We start from the raw sequence: 17,496 nt of genomic DNA on the forward strand, positions 1-17,496 counted from the left end.
CCGGTGGCTCGCTACCGGATTTTTTTATTTTTATGCATCTTGCACGTCGGCCAGACGGCGCTTCCCTGTTAGAATGTCAGGTTTTCCGAACTGAATTGATCGACCATGGAAGCCGAACAGCTTAACCAGATCGAAAACCGTCTCACCGCTCTGGGTGAACGCGCCGACGAACTCAAACGTTACCTCGATTACCCCGCCAAAGTAGACCGGCTGGAAGAAGTGGTGCGTCTGTCTGAAGATCCAGACACCTGGAACGACCCGAAAAAGGCCCAGGAAATCGGCCGCGAGCGCAAAGCGCTGGAGTCGGTCGTGGTGGTGCTGGATACCGTCGTCAATGGCGTGGCGGATGCCAAAGAATTGTTTGAAATGGGCCGTGGCGAAGAAGACTGGGACACCATCTCTTCCGTCGATGCTGACCTGACCGCCCTGGAAAACGAAATCGGCGTGCTTGAATTCCGCCGAATGTTCTCCAACCCGATGGACCCGAACCCGTGTTTTGTGGACATTCAGGCGGGCGCGGGCGGCACCGAGGCGCAAGACTGGGCGTCCATGCTGCTGCGCATGTATGTGCGGTATGGCGAGCGCAAAGGCTTCAACGTTGAAGTGATGGAAGTGTCTGATGGTGAAGTCGCCGGTATTTCCAGCGCCACCATCAAACTGTCTGGCGAATACGCCTACGGCTTCTTGCGCACCGAAACCGGCGTGCACCGACTGGTTCGCGTTTCGCCGTTCGACTCCAACGCCCGCCGCCACACTTCGTTTGCGTCGGTCTTCGTCTATCCTGAGGTAGATGACAGTTTCGAGATTGAAATCAATCCGGCTGATGTTCGTACCGACACCTACCGCGCTTCGGGCGCAGGTGGTCAGCACATTAACAAGACTGACTCCGCAGTACGTTTGACCCATATTCCGACCAATATCGTGGTGCAGTGTCAGAACGACCGTTCCCAGCACCGCAACCGCGATGAAGCCTGGCAAATGCTGCGCGCCAAGTTGTATGAGCTGGAATTGCGCAAGCGCATGGAAGCCCAGCAACAGTTGGAAGCGGGCAAATCGGATATCGGCTGGGGCCACCAGATTCGTTCTTACGTGTTCGACCAGAGCCGGATCAAGGATCTGCGTACCGGTTACGAAGTCGGTAATTTGAAAGGCGTGATGGACGGCGATATCGACGACTTTATCGAAGCCAGCCTGAAACAAGGCGTGTAATTGCCCGCCTGAGGCCCATCCAGAATCATTGTCGCGCCGCGAGCGCGTTGTTTGCATAAACGGAAAACAAAATGAGCGACCAACAAGAGCAAGTCATTCAGCAAGACGAAAACCAGATCATGGCCGAACGCCGTGCCAAACTTGCCGCGCTGCGTGAAAAAGGTCCGGCCTTTCCGAATGACTTCAAACGCGTGGATTTCGCTGGTGATCTGCACGCCAAATTTGGCGAAGTAGAAAAAGAAGAACTCGAAGCACAAGCCGTTGAAGTCAGCGTTGCTGGCCGCATGATGCTCAAGCGCGTGATGGGCAAAGCCAGCTTCGCCACCATCCAGGATGTATCCGGTCGCATCCAGTTTTACGTTTCGCGCGACAGCGTGGGCGAAGAGATTTACACCTCGTTCAAGACTTGGGATATGGGCGATATCGTCGGTGCCAAAGGCACGCTGATGAAGACCAAAACCGGCGAATTGTCGGTTCAGGTTACCGAGTTGCGTTTGCTGACCAAATCGCTGCGCCCGCTGCCGGACAAGTTCCACGGCCTGGCCGACCTGGAACAACGCGCACGCCAGCGTTATGTTGATCTGATCACCAACGAACAGTCACGCGACACCTTTATCAAGCGCTCGCGCATCGTCCAGAAAATCCGTGAGTTCATGACGAACGAGCGTTATCTGGAAGTCGAAACCCCGATGATGCACCCTATTCCGGGTGGCGCTACGGCCAAACCGTTTGTAACGCATCACAATGCTCTGGATATGCCGTTGTTCCTGCGCGTGGCGCCGGAACTGTATCTCAAGCGTCTGGTTGTGGGCGGCATGGAGCGTGTGTTCGAGATCAACCGCAACTTCCGCAACGAAGGCATGAGCACGCGGCATAATCCCGAATTCACCATGATGGAGTTTTACGAGGCGTACGCCGATTACCATCGCATGATCGACATGACCGAGGGCGTAATCCGTTACGCCGCCAAAGAAGTGTGTGGTCACACCGTGGTCGAATATCAGGGCAAGACAGTTGATTTGTCCAAGCCGTTTGCCCGCTTCACCATTGAGCAAGCCATTCGCCATTACAACCCGCATTACACCAGCGAACAGCTGAATGATCGTGCGTTCCTGAAAGCCGAACTGGCTCGTCTGGGTGCCAAGCCGGTGTTGACGGATGGCATTGGTGGTCTGCAACTGAGCCTGTTCGACGAAACCACAGAAGAAAAACTGTGGGAACCGACCTTCATCATCGACTACCCAGCCGAAGTGTCGCCACTGGCACGCGCCAGCGACACTGACGTCGGCATCACTGAACGTTTCGAGTTGTTTATGGTCGGTCGTGAGCACGCCAATGGCTACTCCGAGTTGAACGATCCGGAAGACCAGTCCGCGCGCTTTATGGCGCAGGTTGCGCTGAAAGATAAAGGCGACGACGAAGCCATGCACTACGATGCGGATTACATTCGCGCGCTGGAATACGGCCTGCCACCCACAGGCGGCTGCGGTATCGGCATTGACCGTCTGGTGATGTTGCTGACCGATGCGCCAAGCATCCGCGACGTGATCTTGTTCCCGCAGATGCGGCGCGAAGACTGAAGCTGGTTGCTGGCTTGATCTCAAGGCCCGTGCGATCCGCGCGGGCCTTTTACTTTTGTGCCAGATGCGTACCGGGCATCTGGCTGGCTGAATTGAAGAATGAAACATAAACCTATTTCCAATCTGCACTGGCGGGTAATGCTGTTTCCGCTGTTTCTGGTGCTGTATGAATTCTCGTGTTACATCGCCAACGACATGATCCTGCCCGGCATGCTGCACGTAACGCAGGAATTCAATGCCAGTTCGGCCTGGGTGCCAACCTCGATGACCACGTACATGATCGGCGGTGCCTCGCTGCAATGGCTGCTGGGGCCATTGTCGGACCGCATTGGTCGACGTCCGGTCATGCTTGGTGGTGTCGTCTGGTTTGTGCTGATGTGCCTGGCTGCGCTCGTAGCACAGAACATGGGTATGTTCCTGGCGCTGCGCGTGTTGCAGGGCATGGGTATGTGTTTTCTGGTGGCTGTAGGCTACGCCGCCATTCAGGAAGCATTTGAAGAAAAAACCGCCATCAAGGTCACCGCATTAATGGCGAATGTGGCGTTACTGGCGCCATTGATTGGCCCGCTGACTGGCGCGGCGCTGATGGCGTTTACTACCTGGCGCATGATCTTCGTTGCCATCGCCGTATTGGCGGCAATGGCTGGCGTGGGTCTATACATGACCATGCCGGAAACCGCGCCGCGCAGCAAAGCGCCCTTCTCGTTCAAATCGGTCTGGCATGACTACCGCGCCGTGTTGGCCAATCGACGCTTTATGGCCGGTGTATTTGCCATCTCGCTGGCGGGCTTGCCGCTACTGGCGTGGATTGGCCAATCGCCCGTGATCATCATGGAAGGCGAGCATCACAGCGCGCTGGATTACGGCCTGTGGCAATTGCCGGTATTTGGCGCACTGATCGCCGGCAATATCGCCCTGGCCACCATCGGCCAGCGTTTTGCCATTCACCGGGTTATTGCGGTGGGTGGCGGCTTGGTGGCAGCCGGAACCATCCTCGCCTTTGCGCTTACCCTGCTGTTTGAAACGCGTTTCCAGGGTATGGCAATTGGCCTTGGTTTGTATGCCTTTGGCTTGGGATTGGGCAACGCCGGGATCTTCCGTCTCACCTTGTTCTCCAGCGAAATTGCCAAGGGCACCGTTTCGGCCACGTTGGGGCTGATCATGATGGCGATTTATGCGGTGGGTATTGAAGTCTTCAAGGCCATTTACCGTGTTGGCGGTGAGCAGTGGTTTGCGGCTGGCTTCCTGGTTACCGGCGTGGCGTTCGTTCTTACGCTGATGCGCTTTATGGGCTGGGGTAAACACAAACAAACCGCGCAAGGCGACGCCGAGACCGATGCTGCAGCGTAAAATCCGCCTTTCACTTTTGCCGGACTTGTAACCGCACCATGCCTTACCCCGCCCTCGTTCCTGCGCAACTGGTTTTTTCGCCCGACGGCATCCCGTATTCCAGCATATACGGCGATGTTTATCACTCGGATGATGGCGGCGAAGAGCAGGTCCGATCAGTATTCATGGCGGGCAACGGCCTGCCCGAGCGCTGGCGGGAGCGGTCCAGTTTCACGATCGTCGAAACCGGTTTTGGTCAGGGCTTGAGTTTTCTGGTGACCTGGCAAGCCTGGCAGAATGATCCGCAACGCTCTGACCGGTTGCATTTTGTATCGGTGGAGAAGCACCCGTTCACCGCTGCAGATATGGCTAAACTGCATGCGCGTTATCCGGAGCTGGCCACCTTGTCGCAAGAATTGCTGACGCAATGGCCGCTGCTCACCCCAGGTTTTCATCGACTGCACCTGGATGGTGGCCGGGTTACGCTTACCCTGTTGTTTGGCGAAGCGGCGGATATGTTGCAGCAACTCACCGCCCGGATTGACGCCATCTACCTGGACGGTTTTTCGCCGGATAAAAACACCGACATCTGGTCCGGTCCGGTCATACGCGCGTTGTGGCGTAATAGTGGGCCGGGCACCACGCTGGCGAGTTACACCGTTGCCCGCGCAGTGCGCGATGAGTTGACTGTGGCTGGTTTCTCAGTACGCAAAGAAGTCGGGTTCGGTCGCAAACGACAGCGCCTGGCCGGACAAATTGAGCGCGCACCACGCCGTGCACCTGTCTACGACGGACCGCGTCAGGCAGTAATCGTTGGTGCTGGAATGGCGGGTTGCGCTGCTGCCGAGCGATTGGCCGCACGCGGGTGGCAGGTGACGGTGCTGGATAAAGAAAGCGCTCCTGCGCAAGCCGCCTCGGGCAATCATGTCGGCTTGATGCACGCGCATTTTTCTCGTGACGACAATCTGCAAGCTCGACTAACCCGCGCGGGCAGTGAATACACTTTGCGCCATCTGACCGGTTTTTCCGCGACCACTCAAGTGCCTTCGTTTTGGGGGTTGTCCGGCGTCTTTCAGGTGGCCAAATCGGCCGAACAAGCAGAGGCGCAGGCCGCAATTGTCCAGTCGCAACAGTGGCCAGCCGATTTGCTGGACTGGCGCGATGCCGCGCAAGCCCAAACGCAATTTGGCGTAGCGGCCCCATGGGGTGGCTGGTGGTTTGCACGCGGCGCCTGGGCCAGGCCAGCCAGCTTGTGCCGCGCCAGTCTGGCGCGCTTTCCGCAACTGATTCGTCTGGTCACCAATGCGCACGTTGCGGAACTGAAGCGCACTGAACACGGCTGGCAATTGCTGGACGCATCCGGCAACGAACTGGCCAGCGCACCCATCGTGATCCTGGCCCAAGCCACCGCAGCACTGGAATTGCCGCAGGCGCAGGAATTGCCGCTGTCCTCATCGCTGCGCAGTACCACGCTGGTGGCGGCCGGCGCGTTGCCCGAGATGAGTGCGGGTCTGTCTGGTTCGGGTTACGTCACACCACAGCTGGATGGCTGGCACTGCATCGGTGCCGCTGCGGCCAAGCCGGGCGAAGTCATGACGGCGGAATCGGCCAACCTCCAGGCGCTGGGCCAATTGTTTGCCCAAACGGCAGTGGTCAATCTGCCAACCGGCGGCACCAGACTGTGCGCACGCCCCAATTCGCTTGATCGCATGCCATTAGTGGGTGAATTGCCACAAGCTCATGCCGAGCAAGGCACAGTACACCAACTGTTTCACATCAAGCGTCAGGCCGGTTTGTATGGTTTGCTGGGATTGGGTTCGCGTGGGTTGACCTATGCCAGTCTGTGTGCCGAAGTGCTAGCGGCGGAGCTGAACGCAGAGCCCGCACCGCTCGAGCGCGCATTGCTGGATGCCATCGACCCTGCGCGATTTCTGCTGCGCGCCATGCGCAAAGGTTCGCCTTGGCCGCTGGAGTCCACTGCCGACGATAGTGACGATGATGATCAAGACGCCTGACATCTGTACTGCCTTATTACAGAATCCATAATCAAACAGCATAACAGTTTGAGGATTTAGCCAACTGCGGGGGTGCAGTCCGGCAGAGAATGTGGCTTTCGGCGATTGTGTACTCTCTTTAATCTGGGAAGGCTCACACCCCACCCGGAGATCGCCATGAAAGCCACCATGATTGCCTGTAGCAGCCTTGTCAGTCTCAAGCGCGCCGGTCGGGTGACCATTCGCTGCGAGCGCGGTCAGTTGTGGTTGTCGGTGCCGGGCGAGGATGTGATTTTGCGGGCAGGCGAAAGCTGGAAAGCAGCGCACGCGGGTACGGTGCTCATTGAAGGGGTGAATGACGCCCGCTTCAGTCTGGTTACGCCGAGTTCAGGCTGGTTCAATGGCTGGCAGTCGCCGTTCAAGTCACAGGCCGTCCGTTCGTCGTTACGCATGAAGATTGGCTAATGAAAACCCCTGGGGGTGGAAACTTGACATTGGCATAACGGTCCTATTTCAAACGTGCCCGACTCCCCCTCCCGGGCCGGTGAAGGAGGCTTGTATGCTATGCCGTCTTTCCCTTGCGGGCATGCTGTGCGCCAGTCTGATGGCCCCGGCCCATGCCGATATGATCGATGATGTCGCCACCCTCGAAGCCATTCTTGATAGCGTTTGCGGTCAGCGCTTTGAGGTTATTTGGGTCGACCAAGAGCACAAGCTTCCGCCCTGCATGATGAGCTACTCGCCCTATTGCGAAGAAATCCAGAACAACACGGCGGATAGTTGCGTGATGGTGATGGGCACCATTGACAGCGCGGACACCGACCAGCAAGACAGCCCTGATGTGCTTGCGGCGAGCACCCAAGGCATCTAGCTCGGCTATAGGTTGTCAGGCCGCTGGAATCGCAAACGCTGGCGCAGGTTGTTTGCGCTCGTCCAGCAGCGCTTGCGCCAGTTGCCCCAGGCGTTGAATGGCGCGCTCGTGCCGGGTCGTCCAGGTTTCGATGCAGCAAATACGCAGACAATTGCGGTAACTGCGGCTGGGCGAAAACAACTCTCCCGGCGCAAACACAATGCCTTCCAGCATGGAGCGACGCAATAGCTCCATCGTATCGATGCCCACAGGCAACTCAACCCACAACACAAAGCCACCGGCCGGCATATTGAGCCGGGTGCCAGCAGGGAAATAACGCCGAATAGCCGCCACACCGCAGGTTACTTGATCGGCAATGGCTCGTCGCAGTTTGCGCAAATGGTGATCAAAGCCGCCGTTTTCCAGAAAGCGAGCGACGGTTTTCTGCAATACGGTTGAGGTGGAATAGGTGCTGATGAACTTGAGCTTTTCCAGTTCACGCCGCCAGCGCCCGGCCACGATCCAGCCGATCCGGAAGCCCGGCGCCAGCGTTTTAGTGAACGACGAACACAGCATGACGTTGCCGGTTTTATCAAAGGCCTTGGCTGGTCGCGGACGCTCGCCGTGATGAAAGAACTCGCCGTACAGGTCATCTTCAATCAGTGGGATATTGCGTTCTGCCAGCAACTCGACCATGCGCCGTTTGTTCTCGTCCGGCATCAAACAACCCAGCGGATTGGAGAAATTGGGCAGCAACAATGCGGCTTTAACCTGGCCGTCGCGCGTCGCCAATTCCAGTGCTTCCACCGAAATACCGGTTTGCGGATGCGTAGGGATTTCCAGTGCTTTTAGCTGGTAGCTTTCCAGTATCTGCAGCAAGCCAAAATACGCCGGAGATTCGATCGCCACCACGTCACCAGGTTTGGTTACGGCCCGCAAACATAGGTTGAGCGCCTCCAGACAGCCATGCGTGACGATGACCTCGTCAGCCTCAAACTGGCCGCCCCAGGCTAGCGCCCGGCGGGCAATATGACGACGCAATTCGGGCTCGCCGGGCGGATTGCCATAATCGGCCAGCAAGGCGGGCTCATGCCGGGAAACTTGCGATAACAAGCGCTGCAGCGGTTGCAGCGGAAAATGGTCCGGGCTCAGAATCGCCAGACCAAATTCAACTTTGACCTCGGTGGTCTGACTGGATTGATACGGCCAGAATTCGGCGCGTGTCGTTACTTCTGAGGGGGTTTGCGGAGGTTGGGTCAGCACAGGCGAACCAAAAGCCGATGTGCTTTTCACATAAAAACCGCTCTGCGGCCGGGCTTCGATCAGTCCGCGATCTTCCAGTTCACGATACGCCTCCATTACGGTAGACAGACTCAGTTGCCGCTGTGCCGACATCTTGCGTACCGACGGCAATTTTTCGCCCGCCTTGAGCCGCCCCGCCAGAATGGCTTGCGCCAACTCTTCAGCCAGTTGATGGTAAAGCGTATCGGGCTTGCGTCGCCCGCTGGCGAAGGTCATGTCGTTCATGGCGTCGATTCCATTGGAATATCAACTCCACTATATCGCGGCCAGGCAAAAAACAGAACAGTTTTAGAAAATCGAAAAAATGAGAGCACTCAGGGGTAACAGTTTAGCTAACAGCTGGGCTGTTTACTGCGCAGCTGAGGCCGCTACCGCAACCGGGCTGGCAGTCAGCGCGCCACTCGCGACGGCAGGGGCTGGTTTGCGGCTATCCAGAATCTGGAAAAACACTTCATCCTGGCGAACCATACCCAATTCATTTCGGGCACGCTCTTCTATGGCGGCCGTACCGGTTTTCAGATCGACCACATCGGCTTCGAGCGCGTCATTGCGTTCTTTTAGCTTTTCGTTTTTGGTGCGTTGATCCGCAAGTTGCGTATCAAGCTGCCAGACGCGCAGCCAGCTACCCTTGCCGATCCATAGGGGCCATTGCAGCAACAGAATCAGCAGCGCCAGAGCTATCGCGAGTGTTCGCATGTATTTGGGGGGAAGGTAAAAGAAAACCGGAGCTTTGCGCTCCGGTTTCGGATGTTACTACAGCGGCACTTGAAAACCTAATGACAGGTTCACAAGTGCGTCATTTCGCCGTATCGCTTATTTGCGGATTTGATAGAACGCGTCAATACCCGGGTAGTAAGCTGCATCGCCCAGTTCTTCTTCGATACGCAGAAGCTGATTGTACTTGGCGATACGGTCAGAACGGCTCAGCGAGCCAGTCTTGATTTGCATGCAGTTGGTAGCCACGGCCAGATCAGCAATGGTGCTGTCTTCGGTTTCGCCGGAGCGATGGCTCATCACCGAGGTATAACCAAAGCGCTTGGCCAGATCAACCGCAGCCAGGGTTTCAGACAACGAACCGATCTGGTTAACCTTGATCAGGATCGAGTTGCAAATGCCCTTCTTGATGCCTTCAGCCAGAATCTTGGTGTTGGTCACAAACAGGTCATCGCCAACCAGTTGAACGCGCTTGCCCAGACGGTCGGTCAGAACCTTCCAGCCGTCCCAATCGCGCTCGCCCATGCCGTCTTCGATCGAGATGATCGGGTACTTGTTGGCCAGGCTTTCCAGGTAATCAACCATTTGTTCAGAAGTCAGTTCACGCTTGTCGCTCTTCTTGAACACGTACTTGCCGGTAGCCTTGTCGAAGAATTCCGACGCAGCGCAATCCAGTGCAATGCAGATTTGCTCGCCAGCCTTGTAGCCAGCTTTTTCAATCGCGGCCAGGATCAGATCCAGTGCTTCTTCAGCGTTGGCAACATCAGGCGCAAAACCGCCTTCATCACCCACCTGAGTTGGCATGCCCTTGCCGTGCAGAATCTTCTTCAGGTTATGGAAGATTTCCGCGCCGTAACGCAGTGCTTCGCGGAAAGTCGGAGCGCCAACCGGCACAATCATCAGTTCCTGGAAGTCCAGGCTGTTGCTGGCGTGTTCGCCACCGTTCACTACGTTCATCATTGGCACTGGCAGTGCCATCGGGCCCGAACCGCCTACGTAGCGGTACAGCGGCAGACCAGCTTCGTCAGCGGCAGCCTTGGCTACAGCCAGCGACACAGCCAGGATCGCGTTGGCGCCCAGCTTGCTCTTGTCTTCAGTGCCATCCAGATCCAGCATGGCCTTGTCGATGAAGGCCTGGTCGGCAGCGTCCAGACCAATGATGGCTTCACAAATTTCGGTATTGATGTTTTCGACGGCAGTCAGCACGCCCTTGCCCATGTAGCGGCTCTTGTCACCGTCACGCAGTTCAAGTGCTTCGCGCTCGCCGGTGGATGCGCCAGACGGCACAGCCGCACGGCCCATGACACCCGATTCCAGCAACACGTCTGCTTCGACTGTCGGATTGCCGCGAGAATCCAGAATCTCGCGGGCGATGACTTCAACGATGGCACTCATTGGCATTACCTCTGTAGGTGGTTGATCTTAAAACTGCAACTTCTGACCCAGTGGTGACTGCGGCTATCAGCATAGCCCATTTGTATTACAGCGTTTGTTCGATGAACGGCTTGCCTTTTACTGCTGCATCAATGGTTTGCAGCGTAGTCAGCAATTCTTTCATGCGGCCCAATGGCCATGCATTCGGACCGTCGGACTTGGCCACGGCCGGGTTCGGATGTGTTTCAGCGAAGAGGCCAGAAATACCGACCGCAACTGCAGCGCGCGCCAATACCGGCACGAATTCGCGCTGACCGCCGGAGCTGGTGCCCTGACCGCCAGGCAACTGTACTGAGTGCGTGGCATCAAACACGACTGGGCAACCGGTTTCGCGCATGATCGACAAGCTGCGCATGTCGCTCACCAAGTTGTTATAGCCGAATGACACGCCGCGCTCGCAAGCCATGAAGACATCTTCCGGCAGACCGGCTTCCAGAGCGGCTTCGCGGGCTTTATCCATGACATTTTTCATGTCGCCAGGCGCCAGGAACTGACCCTTCTTGATATTGACCGGGCGGCCAGACTGGGCACAGGCACGGATAAAATCGGTCTGACGGCACAGGAAAGCGGGGGTTTGCAGAACATCGACCACGGCCGACACCGGTTTGATCTGGTCGATTTCATGGATGTCGGTCAACACCGGCACGCCAACCTGTTCTTTGACCTTGGCCAGAATGCGCAGGCCTTCGTCCATGCCGTAGCCGCGAAAGGTCTTGCCCGACGAACGATTGGCCTTGTCGAAGCTGGACTTGAAAATGAAGTTGATACCCAGTTCGGTGGTGATTTCTTTCAGTTGACCGGCAACATCAATGGAAAATTGCTCGCCTTCGATAACGCACGGGCCGGCAATCAGAAAAAAGGGCTGGTCCAGCCCGACTTCAAATCCGCAAAGCTTCATGGAATTGCTCCAGTGAGATGTGAGACGGCGGGTGGCCAGAATTGCCTGGCCTGCCCGCCCTCTTCACGGATGAATCAGCAACTTACGCCTTCACGGCCATGCTCACGAGCATAGGCGATGGCTGCTTCGATATAGGCTTTGAACAACGGGTGGCCATCACGCGGTGTAGAAGTGAATTCCGGGTGGAACTGGCAAGCAAAGAACCAGCGATGACCTGGTAGTTCGATGGTTTCTACCAGTTGTTCGGCGCCGGTGGATTTGCCGCTGATTTTCAGGCCCGCTGCAGCCAGGCGCGGCAGGTAGTAGTTATTCACTTCATAGCGATGACGATGGCGCTCGGTAATGGTTCCTTCGCCGTAAATCTTTGCGGCCAGCGAACCCTCTTCCAGACGGCATTCCTGTGCGCCCAGACGCATGGTGCCGCCCATATTGGAATTGGCATCACGTGTTTCGATCTTGCCGTCGTGATTAACCCATTCGTCAATCAGCGCCACGACCGGGTATTCAGTTTCGAGATCAAACTCAGTGGAATTGGCGCCCGGCATGCTGGCGATATCACGTGCGTATTCGATCAAGGCAATCTGCATGCCCAGACAAATACCCAGATACGGGATATTGTTTTCGCGAGCGTATTTCACTGCGCGAATCTTGCCTTCCACGCCACGCTTGCCAAAGCCGCCCGGTACCAGAATTGCGTCCACGTTCTTGAGCGCGTCCAGCGATTCGGTTTCCAGATTTTCGGAATCGATAAACTGAATCTTCACTTCACTACCGGTATGAATACCAGCGTGCTTGAGCGCTTCAATCAGCGATTTGTACGATTCGGTCAGATCGACATATTTGCCAACCATGGCGATATTGACGGTCTGCGTCGGATTCTGGATTGCATTGACGATTTTGTCCCACACGGCCAGATTGGCTGGTGGCAAAGTCAATTCCAGTTGCTTGCAGATAATGTCGTCGATGCCCTGATTACACAGCACGCGTGGAATCTGGTAAATCGACGGCACGTCCGGACACGACACAACCGCCTTGAGCGACACATTGGTGAACAAGGCAATTTTTTTGCGTTCTTCTTCCGGCACGACGCGATCAGCGCGGCAAATCAGCACATCTGGCTGAATACCGATTTCACGCAATTCTTTCACGCTGTGCTGGGTTGGCTTGGTTTTGATTTCACCGGCCGCGGCAATGTATGGCACGTAAGACAAGTGCACAAAGCAGGTGTTTTCTTTGCCCAGCGTCACGCCCATCTGGCGGATAGCTTCAAGGAACGGCAAAGACTCGATATCACCGACGGTGCCACCGACTTCAATCACGGCCAGTTCAGCATCGCCCGCACCTTGTTCGACGAAATGACGGATTTCATCGGTAATGTGAGGAATAACCTGAACGGTTTTGCCGAGGTAGTCGCCACGGCGTTCTTTTTTGATCACCGAGTCATAAATCTGACCGGTGGTGAAGTTATTGCGCTTGTTCATCTTCGAATGGATGAAGCGCTCGTAATGACCCAGGTCCAGGTCGGTTTCTGCACCGTCTTCGGTAACAAAAACTTCGCCGTGCTGCATGGGGCTCATGGTGCCCGGATCCACATTGATGTATGGATCGAGCTTCATCATGGTGACTTTAAGGCCGCGAGACTCAAGAATTGCGGCCAGTGACGCGGCGGCGATGCCCTTCCCCAAAGAGGAGACAACGCCACCGGTTACGAAGATGTACTTGGTCATGGCAGTGGGTACAGATTGGAATTCCGTATTCTATACGAACACCCCCTTCCCCTCAATTCTGGACAAGCACAACAACTTGTGATTTCAGCGCCAAATACCTGCCACCACAGGAATTATTTATTTTTCCGACCGTAGGCATACCCAGGTTCGTCTCCGCTGGCCTTCAATAGAATCCGGTCCAGCAAGGCTGTCGGCAGCAGGCGTTTGAGATGCCAGAATACCTTGGCCGGCACAGTTACCTGATAGCGAGCCAACGGGGAATCGGCAGCCAGCGCCTGTTCGACCACTGTCAGCACCGCTTCAGCTGGCAGCGTAAACGGCGCCGCCGGGCCGGGTTTGGCCAGACGCTTTTGCATGGCCTCGTACGCCGGGCGATGAAAGCTGCCCGCTGCGTCTATCCAGCGCGTGAATTGCTGCTGGGCATTGGGGCGAAAACGACTGGTGATTGGCCCCGGCTGTACCAGCACCACTTGCACACCACTGCCTTGTAATTCCTGGCGCAAGGTATCGGCAAAACCTTCGAGCGCAAATTTGCTCGCGTTATAGGCGCCGCGATACGGCATGGCAGCGTACCCCAGGACCGAACTGTTAATAACGATTCGCCCGTTGCCTTGGCGGCGCATGGCGGGCAAAACCGCATTGGTCAGTTCAATGGTGCCAAAGACATTGGTTTCAAACTGATGTCTTAGCGCATCCCGACTCAGATCCTCCACTGCGCCCGGCACCGCAAAACCGGCATTATTGAACACCGCATCCAGCGTGCCGCCCGTGCGCAGCAAGACCTCCGCCACACAGTGACGAATGGATTCGCCATCTGCTATATCCAGCTGCAAAGCTTCCAGCCCCTCTTGCTCCAGCCGGGCCACGTCGTCGGCCTGGCGTGCGGTGGCAAACACCCGCCAACCCTTGCGAGCCAGCCCGTGTGCCACGGTGTAGCCAATGCCGGTTGAGGAGCCACTCACCAGAATCGTGCGAATTTTTTTAGACAATTCACTACCTTGGATCATTCAACATGTCCTTTGCGCCAAGAGGGTCTTATTATGAGATTGGTTGCCCGCGACAAACGAAGCAACCAGACCGGAACAGGATTGTGCCGGAATCCGCGAGGTGATTCCGAGCTTAAAACAATGAGGAGAACATCATTATGGCCAAAGTCGCACTGGTAACTGGCGGCATGGGCGGGATTGGCACCGCCATTTGCAAGGCACTCGCCGACGCCGATTTTACCGTGGTTACTACCTACTCACGCCCAGGAAAAGAACAGCAATGGCTGGAAGAAACGCGCGCGGCGGGCTATCAATTTCACGCTTTTGAGTGCGATGTCACCAGCTTTGACGCCAGCGTCCGGCTGGCGGCGCAAGTTCGCGATACCGTCGGCGAGGTTGATGTGCTGGTCAATAACGCCGGCATCACGCGCGACGCCAGCTTTCGCAAGCTGACTCAAGTGGATTGGGATGCCGTTATGTCGACCAATCTGGACTCGGTTTTCAATGTCACCAAACAGTTTGTCGATGGCATGAGCGAACGCAATTGGGGACGAGTCATCAATATCTCGTCGATCAACGGGCAGAAAGGTCAATTTGGCCAGACCAACTACTCTGCGGCCAAGGCCGGCATGCACGGCTTTACCATGGCTCTGGCGCAAGAAGTGGCCCGTAAAGGCGTAACCGTTAACACCATCAGCCCCGGTTATATCGCGACCGAAATGGTTATGGCGGTGCCGGAAGAAGTGCGCGGCAAGATCGTGGCGCAGATTCCGGTTGGGCGGCTGGGCAAGCCTGAAGAAGTGGCAGGATTGGTGACTTATCTGGCTTCTGATTTGGCCGGATTCGTCACCGGCGCCAACATCGCCATCAATGGTGGGCAGCACACGGGCTGAGGTCTGCCCGAGTCGTTCATCAAATGTAAAAAACGGCGTGATGATCTCACGCCGTTTTTTATTGGGTCATCAAAGTAACCGTTTCAAGCCAGATGCATTGCTCGCAGGAAGAAATCCACCACTTCGCTTACTGCCACACTCTCATTGGCGGGGTCGGGCGCATCGTCGCCAAACATCATGCCCAGACGCTCCTGACTGGCCAGTAAATCCAGCAACATGCTGGCCGTACGCAGCGGGTTTTCACGACGCAGCTCGCCACGTTGCATGGCTTGCTCCAGTTCTTGCGCCAACTGGCTGGCGCAGCGCTGGATGCAGTTTTGATAAAAGTGCCGGGCCAGCTCCGGAAAGCGCGGCGCTTCGCTGGTCAATACGCGATGCAGGCTCACCGATTCTGGCGTCAGTACGCGAGCGCGAAACCCGGTACCGAAGGCAACCAGTCGATCACGCAAGCTGGCATTGCCATCCTCCAGCACCGACAGCATCTCCGCCACTTTGGCCGATAGTGCCGACTCAAATAGCGTCTGTTTGCTGCCAAAGCGGTTGTACACCGTTTGCCGCGCCACGCCCGCCCGGCTGGCTACCAGATCAATACTGGCGCGATAGCCCGACTCGCAAAAGACCTGCATGGCAGCCTCGAGCACACGCTCGGCGCAATCGTGAGTGGGTGTTTCTGACGACATGAACAAGATGGGCGCTCGATACAAATAATTGCTTGTGGATTAGACGATCCAGTCCATTTTAGCCCGCTTATCTGTCCGCTTCACCTATTTTGATATACCAGGTTGATCAATTACGAGATTCACGACAAACCGCCCCGCAACATGGCCGATTACCCGTCAAACGGTTTGCGCCGCGTATTCACTTCCCACCATCAAGCGCACGATTTCTTCACCGTGGGTATCGCGAGTCAGTCGCTCACCCGCCGCCTCGCCCCGGCGCAAGACAAAAATGCGGTCAGCCACGGCAAAAATGTCGTGCAGATTATGCGAGATCAGCAATACCGCTACGCCCTGCGCTTTAAGTGTCTGGATCAACTCCATGACTTTGCGTTGCTCCGGCACGCCCAGCGCGGCGGTGGGTTCGTCCATGATCAAGACGCGGGCGTTCCAGTAAATGGCGCGGCCGATGGCGATGGCCTGGCGTTGTCCACCCGACAGCATCTGCACTGGCCCCGCCAGTTTGCGATCTGGAATCACGATATCCAGTCGATCCAGCACCTCGCGCGCCACTTTGCGCATGCGTTCGCGATCGATTACCGGCAAGCCCAGCTTGCGCCGCATGGGTTCGCGGCCCAGAAAAATATTGCCGCCCACATCAAGGTTGTCGGCCAGCGCCAGGTCCTGATAAATGGTTTCGATACCTTTGCTGCGCGCATCTTGCGGGTCTTGCATCGACAACGGCTTGCCATCAAAAAACAGCTCGCCTTCTTGCGCCCGGTAAACGCCTGAAATGATTTTGATCAGTGTTGATTTACCAGCGCCATTGTCGCCCGCCAAGGCCAGCACTTCGCCTGGGAACAAGGCCAGCGAGATGTTTTTAAGTGCCTGCACACCGCCAAAGCGGATGGAGATATCGCGTACTTCCAGAATCGGTACCAACGTCATCAACCCTCCCTCCCCAGCCGCTCTTTGTACTGGTCGATCAGCACCGAAAGAATGATGACCACGCCCACCGCGATAAACTGCCAGAACGCGTTCACATCGATAAAAATCAGCCCAAACTGGATGACCGCGATGATCAGCGCGCCAATCAACGTACCGATGACATTGCCTGTGCCGCCAAACAGGCTCGCTCCGCCAATGACTACCGCCGCAATCGAATCGAGCAGCATGGACTCGCCCGCGTTGGCGGCACCGGCAGCAAAACGGGCGGTATAGATGATTCCGCCAATCGCCGCAAACAGCGAAGCCAGCATGTACACCACGGTGAGATGGCGTTTGACGTTGATCCCCGCTCGCGCTGCCGACTGCAAGTTACCGCCGATGGCATAGGTGTATTGGCCAAACCGAGTGCTGGACAGTACAAAGTGCATGACCAACAGCAATACCACGGTGATGATCACCGGCACCCAACCTGTGCCGAGCCAGACCAGGCCGGCATGGTTAACCGAAACGGTCATGCCGCTGCCTGCCGCCAGAAACCCGGCGCCTCGCGCCACGCCGTACATGCCGAGCGTGCCAATAAATGCAGGCACGCCCATCCGCGCAATCAGCACACCATTTACATATCCAGGAATAAGACACACCAGCATCGACAGTGCCGACGCCCCCACCAGCGAGGCCACAGAACCGCCACCGAGCAAGGTGAATTGCGCCACGCACACCGCGGACAAACCCATTACAAAACCCACGGAGAGATCGATGCCCGCTGTGATGATGACAAAAGTCTGGCCAATGGCCAGCAACAACGGCGCACTGGCGGCCAGAGAAATCGACTGCAGATTGTAGGCATTGAACAAGAACGAGCGCTTGGCCACGATTTGCGCCCATATCTCAAAAAACACCAGCAACGCCCCCAGGAACAACCACGGCCAGACCTTGGTGATCAGGGCCAACCTATCCATTCGCTTGCCGGATTCAT

At 56.6% G+C, this 17,496-nt stretch carries 16 protein-coding genes; 7 read left to right on the forward strand and 9 right to left on the reverse strand.

What is annotated here, in order from left to right:
- The first annotated feature begins 105 nt into the window (after nt 1-105).
- The 6 genes from prfB to P4L78_RS05835 all read left to right on the forward strand — a co-directional run bounded on the left by prfB (nt 106) and on the right by P4L78_RS05835 (nt 6,983).
- The gene (gene prfB, locus P4L78_RS05810) at nt 106-1,209 is read left to right on the forward strand and encodes a peptide chain release factor 2 (RefSeq protein ID WP_283149448.1); all 1,104 of its coding nucleotides are present in this window, start codon (nt 106-108) and stop codon (nt 1,207-1,209) included.
- Nucleotides 1,210-1,280: 71 nt separating this feature from the next.
- Nucleotides 1,281-2,789, forward strand: a complete 1,509-nt coding sequence (gene lysS, locus P4L78_RS05815; RefSeq protein ID WP_283149449.1) for a lysine--tRNA ligase — start codon at nt 1,281-1,283, stop codon at nt 2,787-2,789.
- 99 nt (nt 2,790-2,888) lie between these two features.
- Entirely contained in the window at nt 2,889-4,139 is a 1,251-nt protein-coding gene (locus P4L78_RS05820; RefSeq protein ID WP_309327244.1) for an MFS transporter, read from the forward strand.
- A gap of 38 nt (nt 4,140-4,177) precedes the next feature.
- Entirely contained in the window at nt 4,178-6,133 is a 1,956-nt protein-coding gene (gene mnmC, locus P4L78_RS05825) for a bifunctional tRNA (5-methylaminomethyl-2-thiouridine)(34)-methyltransferase MnmD/FAD-dependent 5-carboxymethylaminomethyl-2-thiouridine(34) oxidoreductase MnmC (RefSeq protein ID WP_309327245.1), read from the forward strand.
- Nucleotides 6,134-6,289: 156 nt separating this feature from the next.
- Nucleotides 6,290-6,577 (forward strand): DUF2917 domain-containing protein, encoded by a 288-nt coding sequence (locus P4L78_RS05830; protein ID WP_283149452.1) that lies wholly within the window; start codon nt 6,290-6,292, stop codon nt 6,575-6,577.
- Between the two features lie 94 nt (nt 6,578-6,671).
- A complete protein-coding gene (locus tag P4L78_RS05835) occupies nt 6,672-6,983 on the forward strand; it encodes a hypothetical protein (RefSeq protein ID WP_309327246.1) in 312 nt (103 codons plus the stop codon).
- A gap of 15 nt (nt 6,984-6,998) precedes the next feature.
- On the opposite strand, the gene P4L78_RS05840 is transcribed toward P4L78_RS05835, so the two are convergent.
- The 6 genes from P4L78_RS05840 to P4L78_RS05865 form a co-directional block, all read right to left on the reverse strand.
- Nucleotides 6,999-8,489: a PLP-dependent aminotransferase family protein gene (locus P4L78_RS05840; RefSeq protein WP_309327247.1), complete on the reverse strand. Its 1,491-nt coding sequence runs from the start codon at nt 8,487-8,489 to the stop codon at nt 6,999-7,001.
- Nucleotides 8,490-8,612: 123 nt separating this feature from the next.
- Entirely contained in the window at nt 8,613-8,960 is a 348-nt protein-coding gene (ftsB, locus tag P4L78_RS05845) for a cell division protein FtsB (protein ID WP_309327248.1), read from the reverse strand.
- Between the two features lie 117 nt (nt 8,961-9,077).
- A complete protein-coding gene (gene eno / locus P4L78_RS05850; protein WP_309327249.1) occupies nt 9,078-10,373 on the reverse strand; it encodes a phosphopyruvate hydratase in 1,296 nt (431 codons plus the stop codon).
- 85 nt (nt 10,374-10,458) lie between these two features.
- Nucleotides 10,459-11,310 (reverse strand): 3-deoxy-8-phosphooctulonate synthase, encoded by an 852-nt coding sequence (gene kdsA, locus P4L78_RS05855; protein WP_283149457.1) that lies wholly within the window; start codon nt 11,308-11,310, stop codon nt 10,459-10,461.
- Between the two features lie 74 nt (nt 11,311-11,384).
- Entirely contained in the window at nt 11,385-13,037 is a 1,653-nt protein-coding gene (locus tag P4L78_RS05860; RefSeq protein WP_283149458.1) for a CTP synthase, read from the reverse strand.
- Between the two features lie 113 nt (nt 13,038-13,150).
- Entirely contained in the window at nt 13,151-14,044 is an 894-nt protein-coding gene (locus P4L78_RS05865; RefSeq protein WP_309327250.1) for an SDR family NAD(P)-dependent oxidoreductase, read from the reverse strand.
- 137 nt (nt 14,045-14,181) lie between these two features.
- Between P4L78_RS05865 and phbB the strand changes: the two genes are divergently transcribed.
- Nucleotides 14,182-14,916 carry an acetoacetyl-CoA reductase gene (gene phbB / locus P4L78_RS05870; protein ID WP_283149460.1) on the forward strand — a complete coding sequence of 245 codons (735 nt, stop codon included), beginning with the start codon at nt 14,182-14,184 and terminating at the stop codon, nt 14,914-14,916.
- 83 nt (nt 14,917-14,999) lie between these two features.
- Here phbB and P4L78_RS05875 read toward each other — a convergent pair whose 3' ends face one another.
- From P4L78_RS05875 to P4L78_RS05885, 3 genes are all read right to left on the reverse strand, one after another.
- On the reverse strand, nt 15,000-15,596 hold the full coding sequence (locus P4L78_RS05875; protein ID WP_283151459.1) for a TetR/AcrR family transcriptional regulator: 597 nt from the start codon (nt 15,594-15,596) through the stop codon (nt 15,000-15,002).
- Nucleotides 15,597-15,752: 156 nt separating this feature from the next.
- Entirely contained in the window at nt 15,753-16,520 is a 768-nt protein-coding gene (locus P4L78_RS05880) for an ATP-binding cassette domain-containing protein (RefSeq protein ID WP_309327251.1), read from the reverse strand.
- Nucleotides 16,520-17,479: an ABC transporter permease subunit gene (locus tag P4L78_RS05885; protein WP_283149462.1), complete on the reverse strand. Its 960-nt coding sequence runs from the start codon at nt 17,477-17,479 to the stop codon at nt 16,520-16,522. Before P4L78_RS05885 ends, P4L78_RS05880 begins: the two co-directional genes overlap by 1 nt.
- Between the last annotated feature and the right edge of the window lie 17 nt (nt 17,480-17,496).

Origin of the sequence: Silvimonas sp. (assembly GCF_031291215.1) — a bacterium.
Taxonomy (GTDB): Bacteria; Pseudomonadota; Gammaproteobacteria; order Burkholderiales; family Chitinibacteraceae; genus Silvimonas; species Silvimonas soli.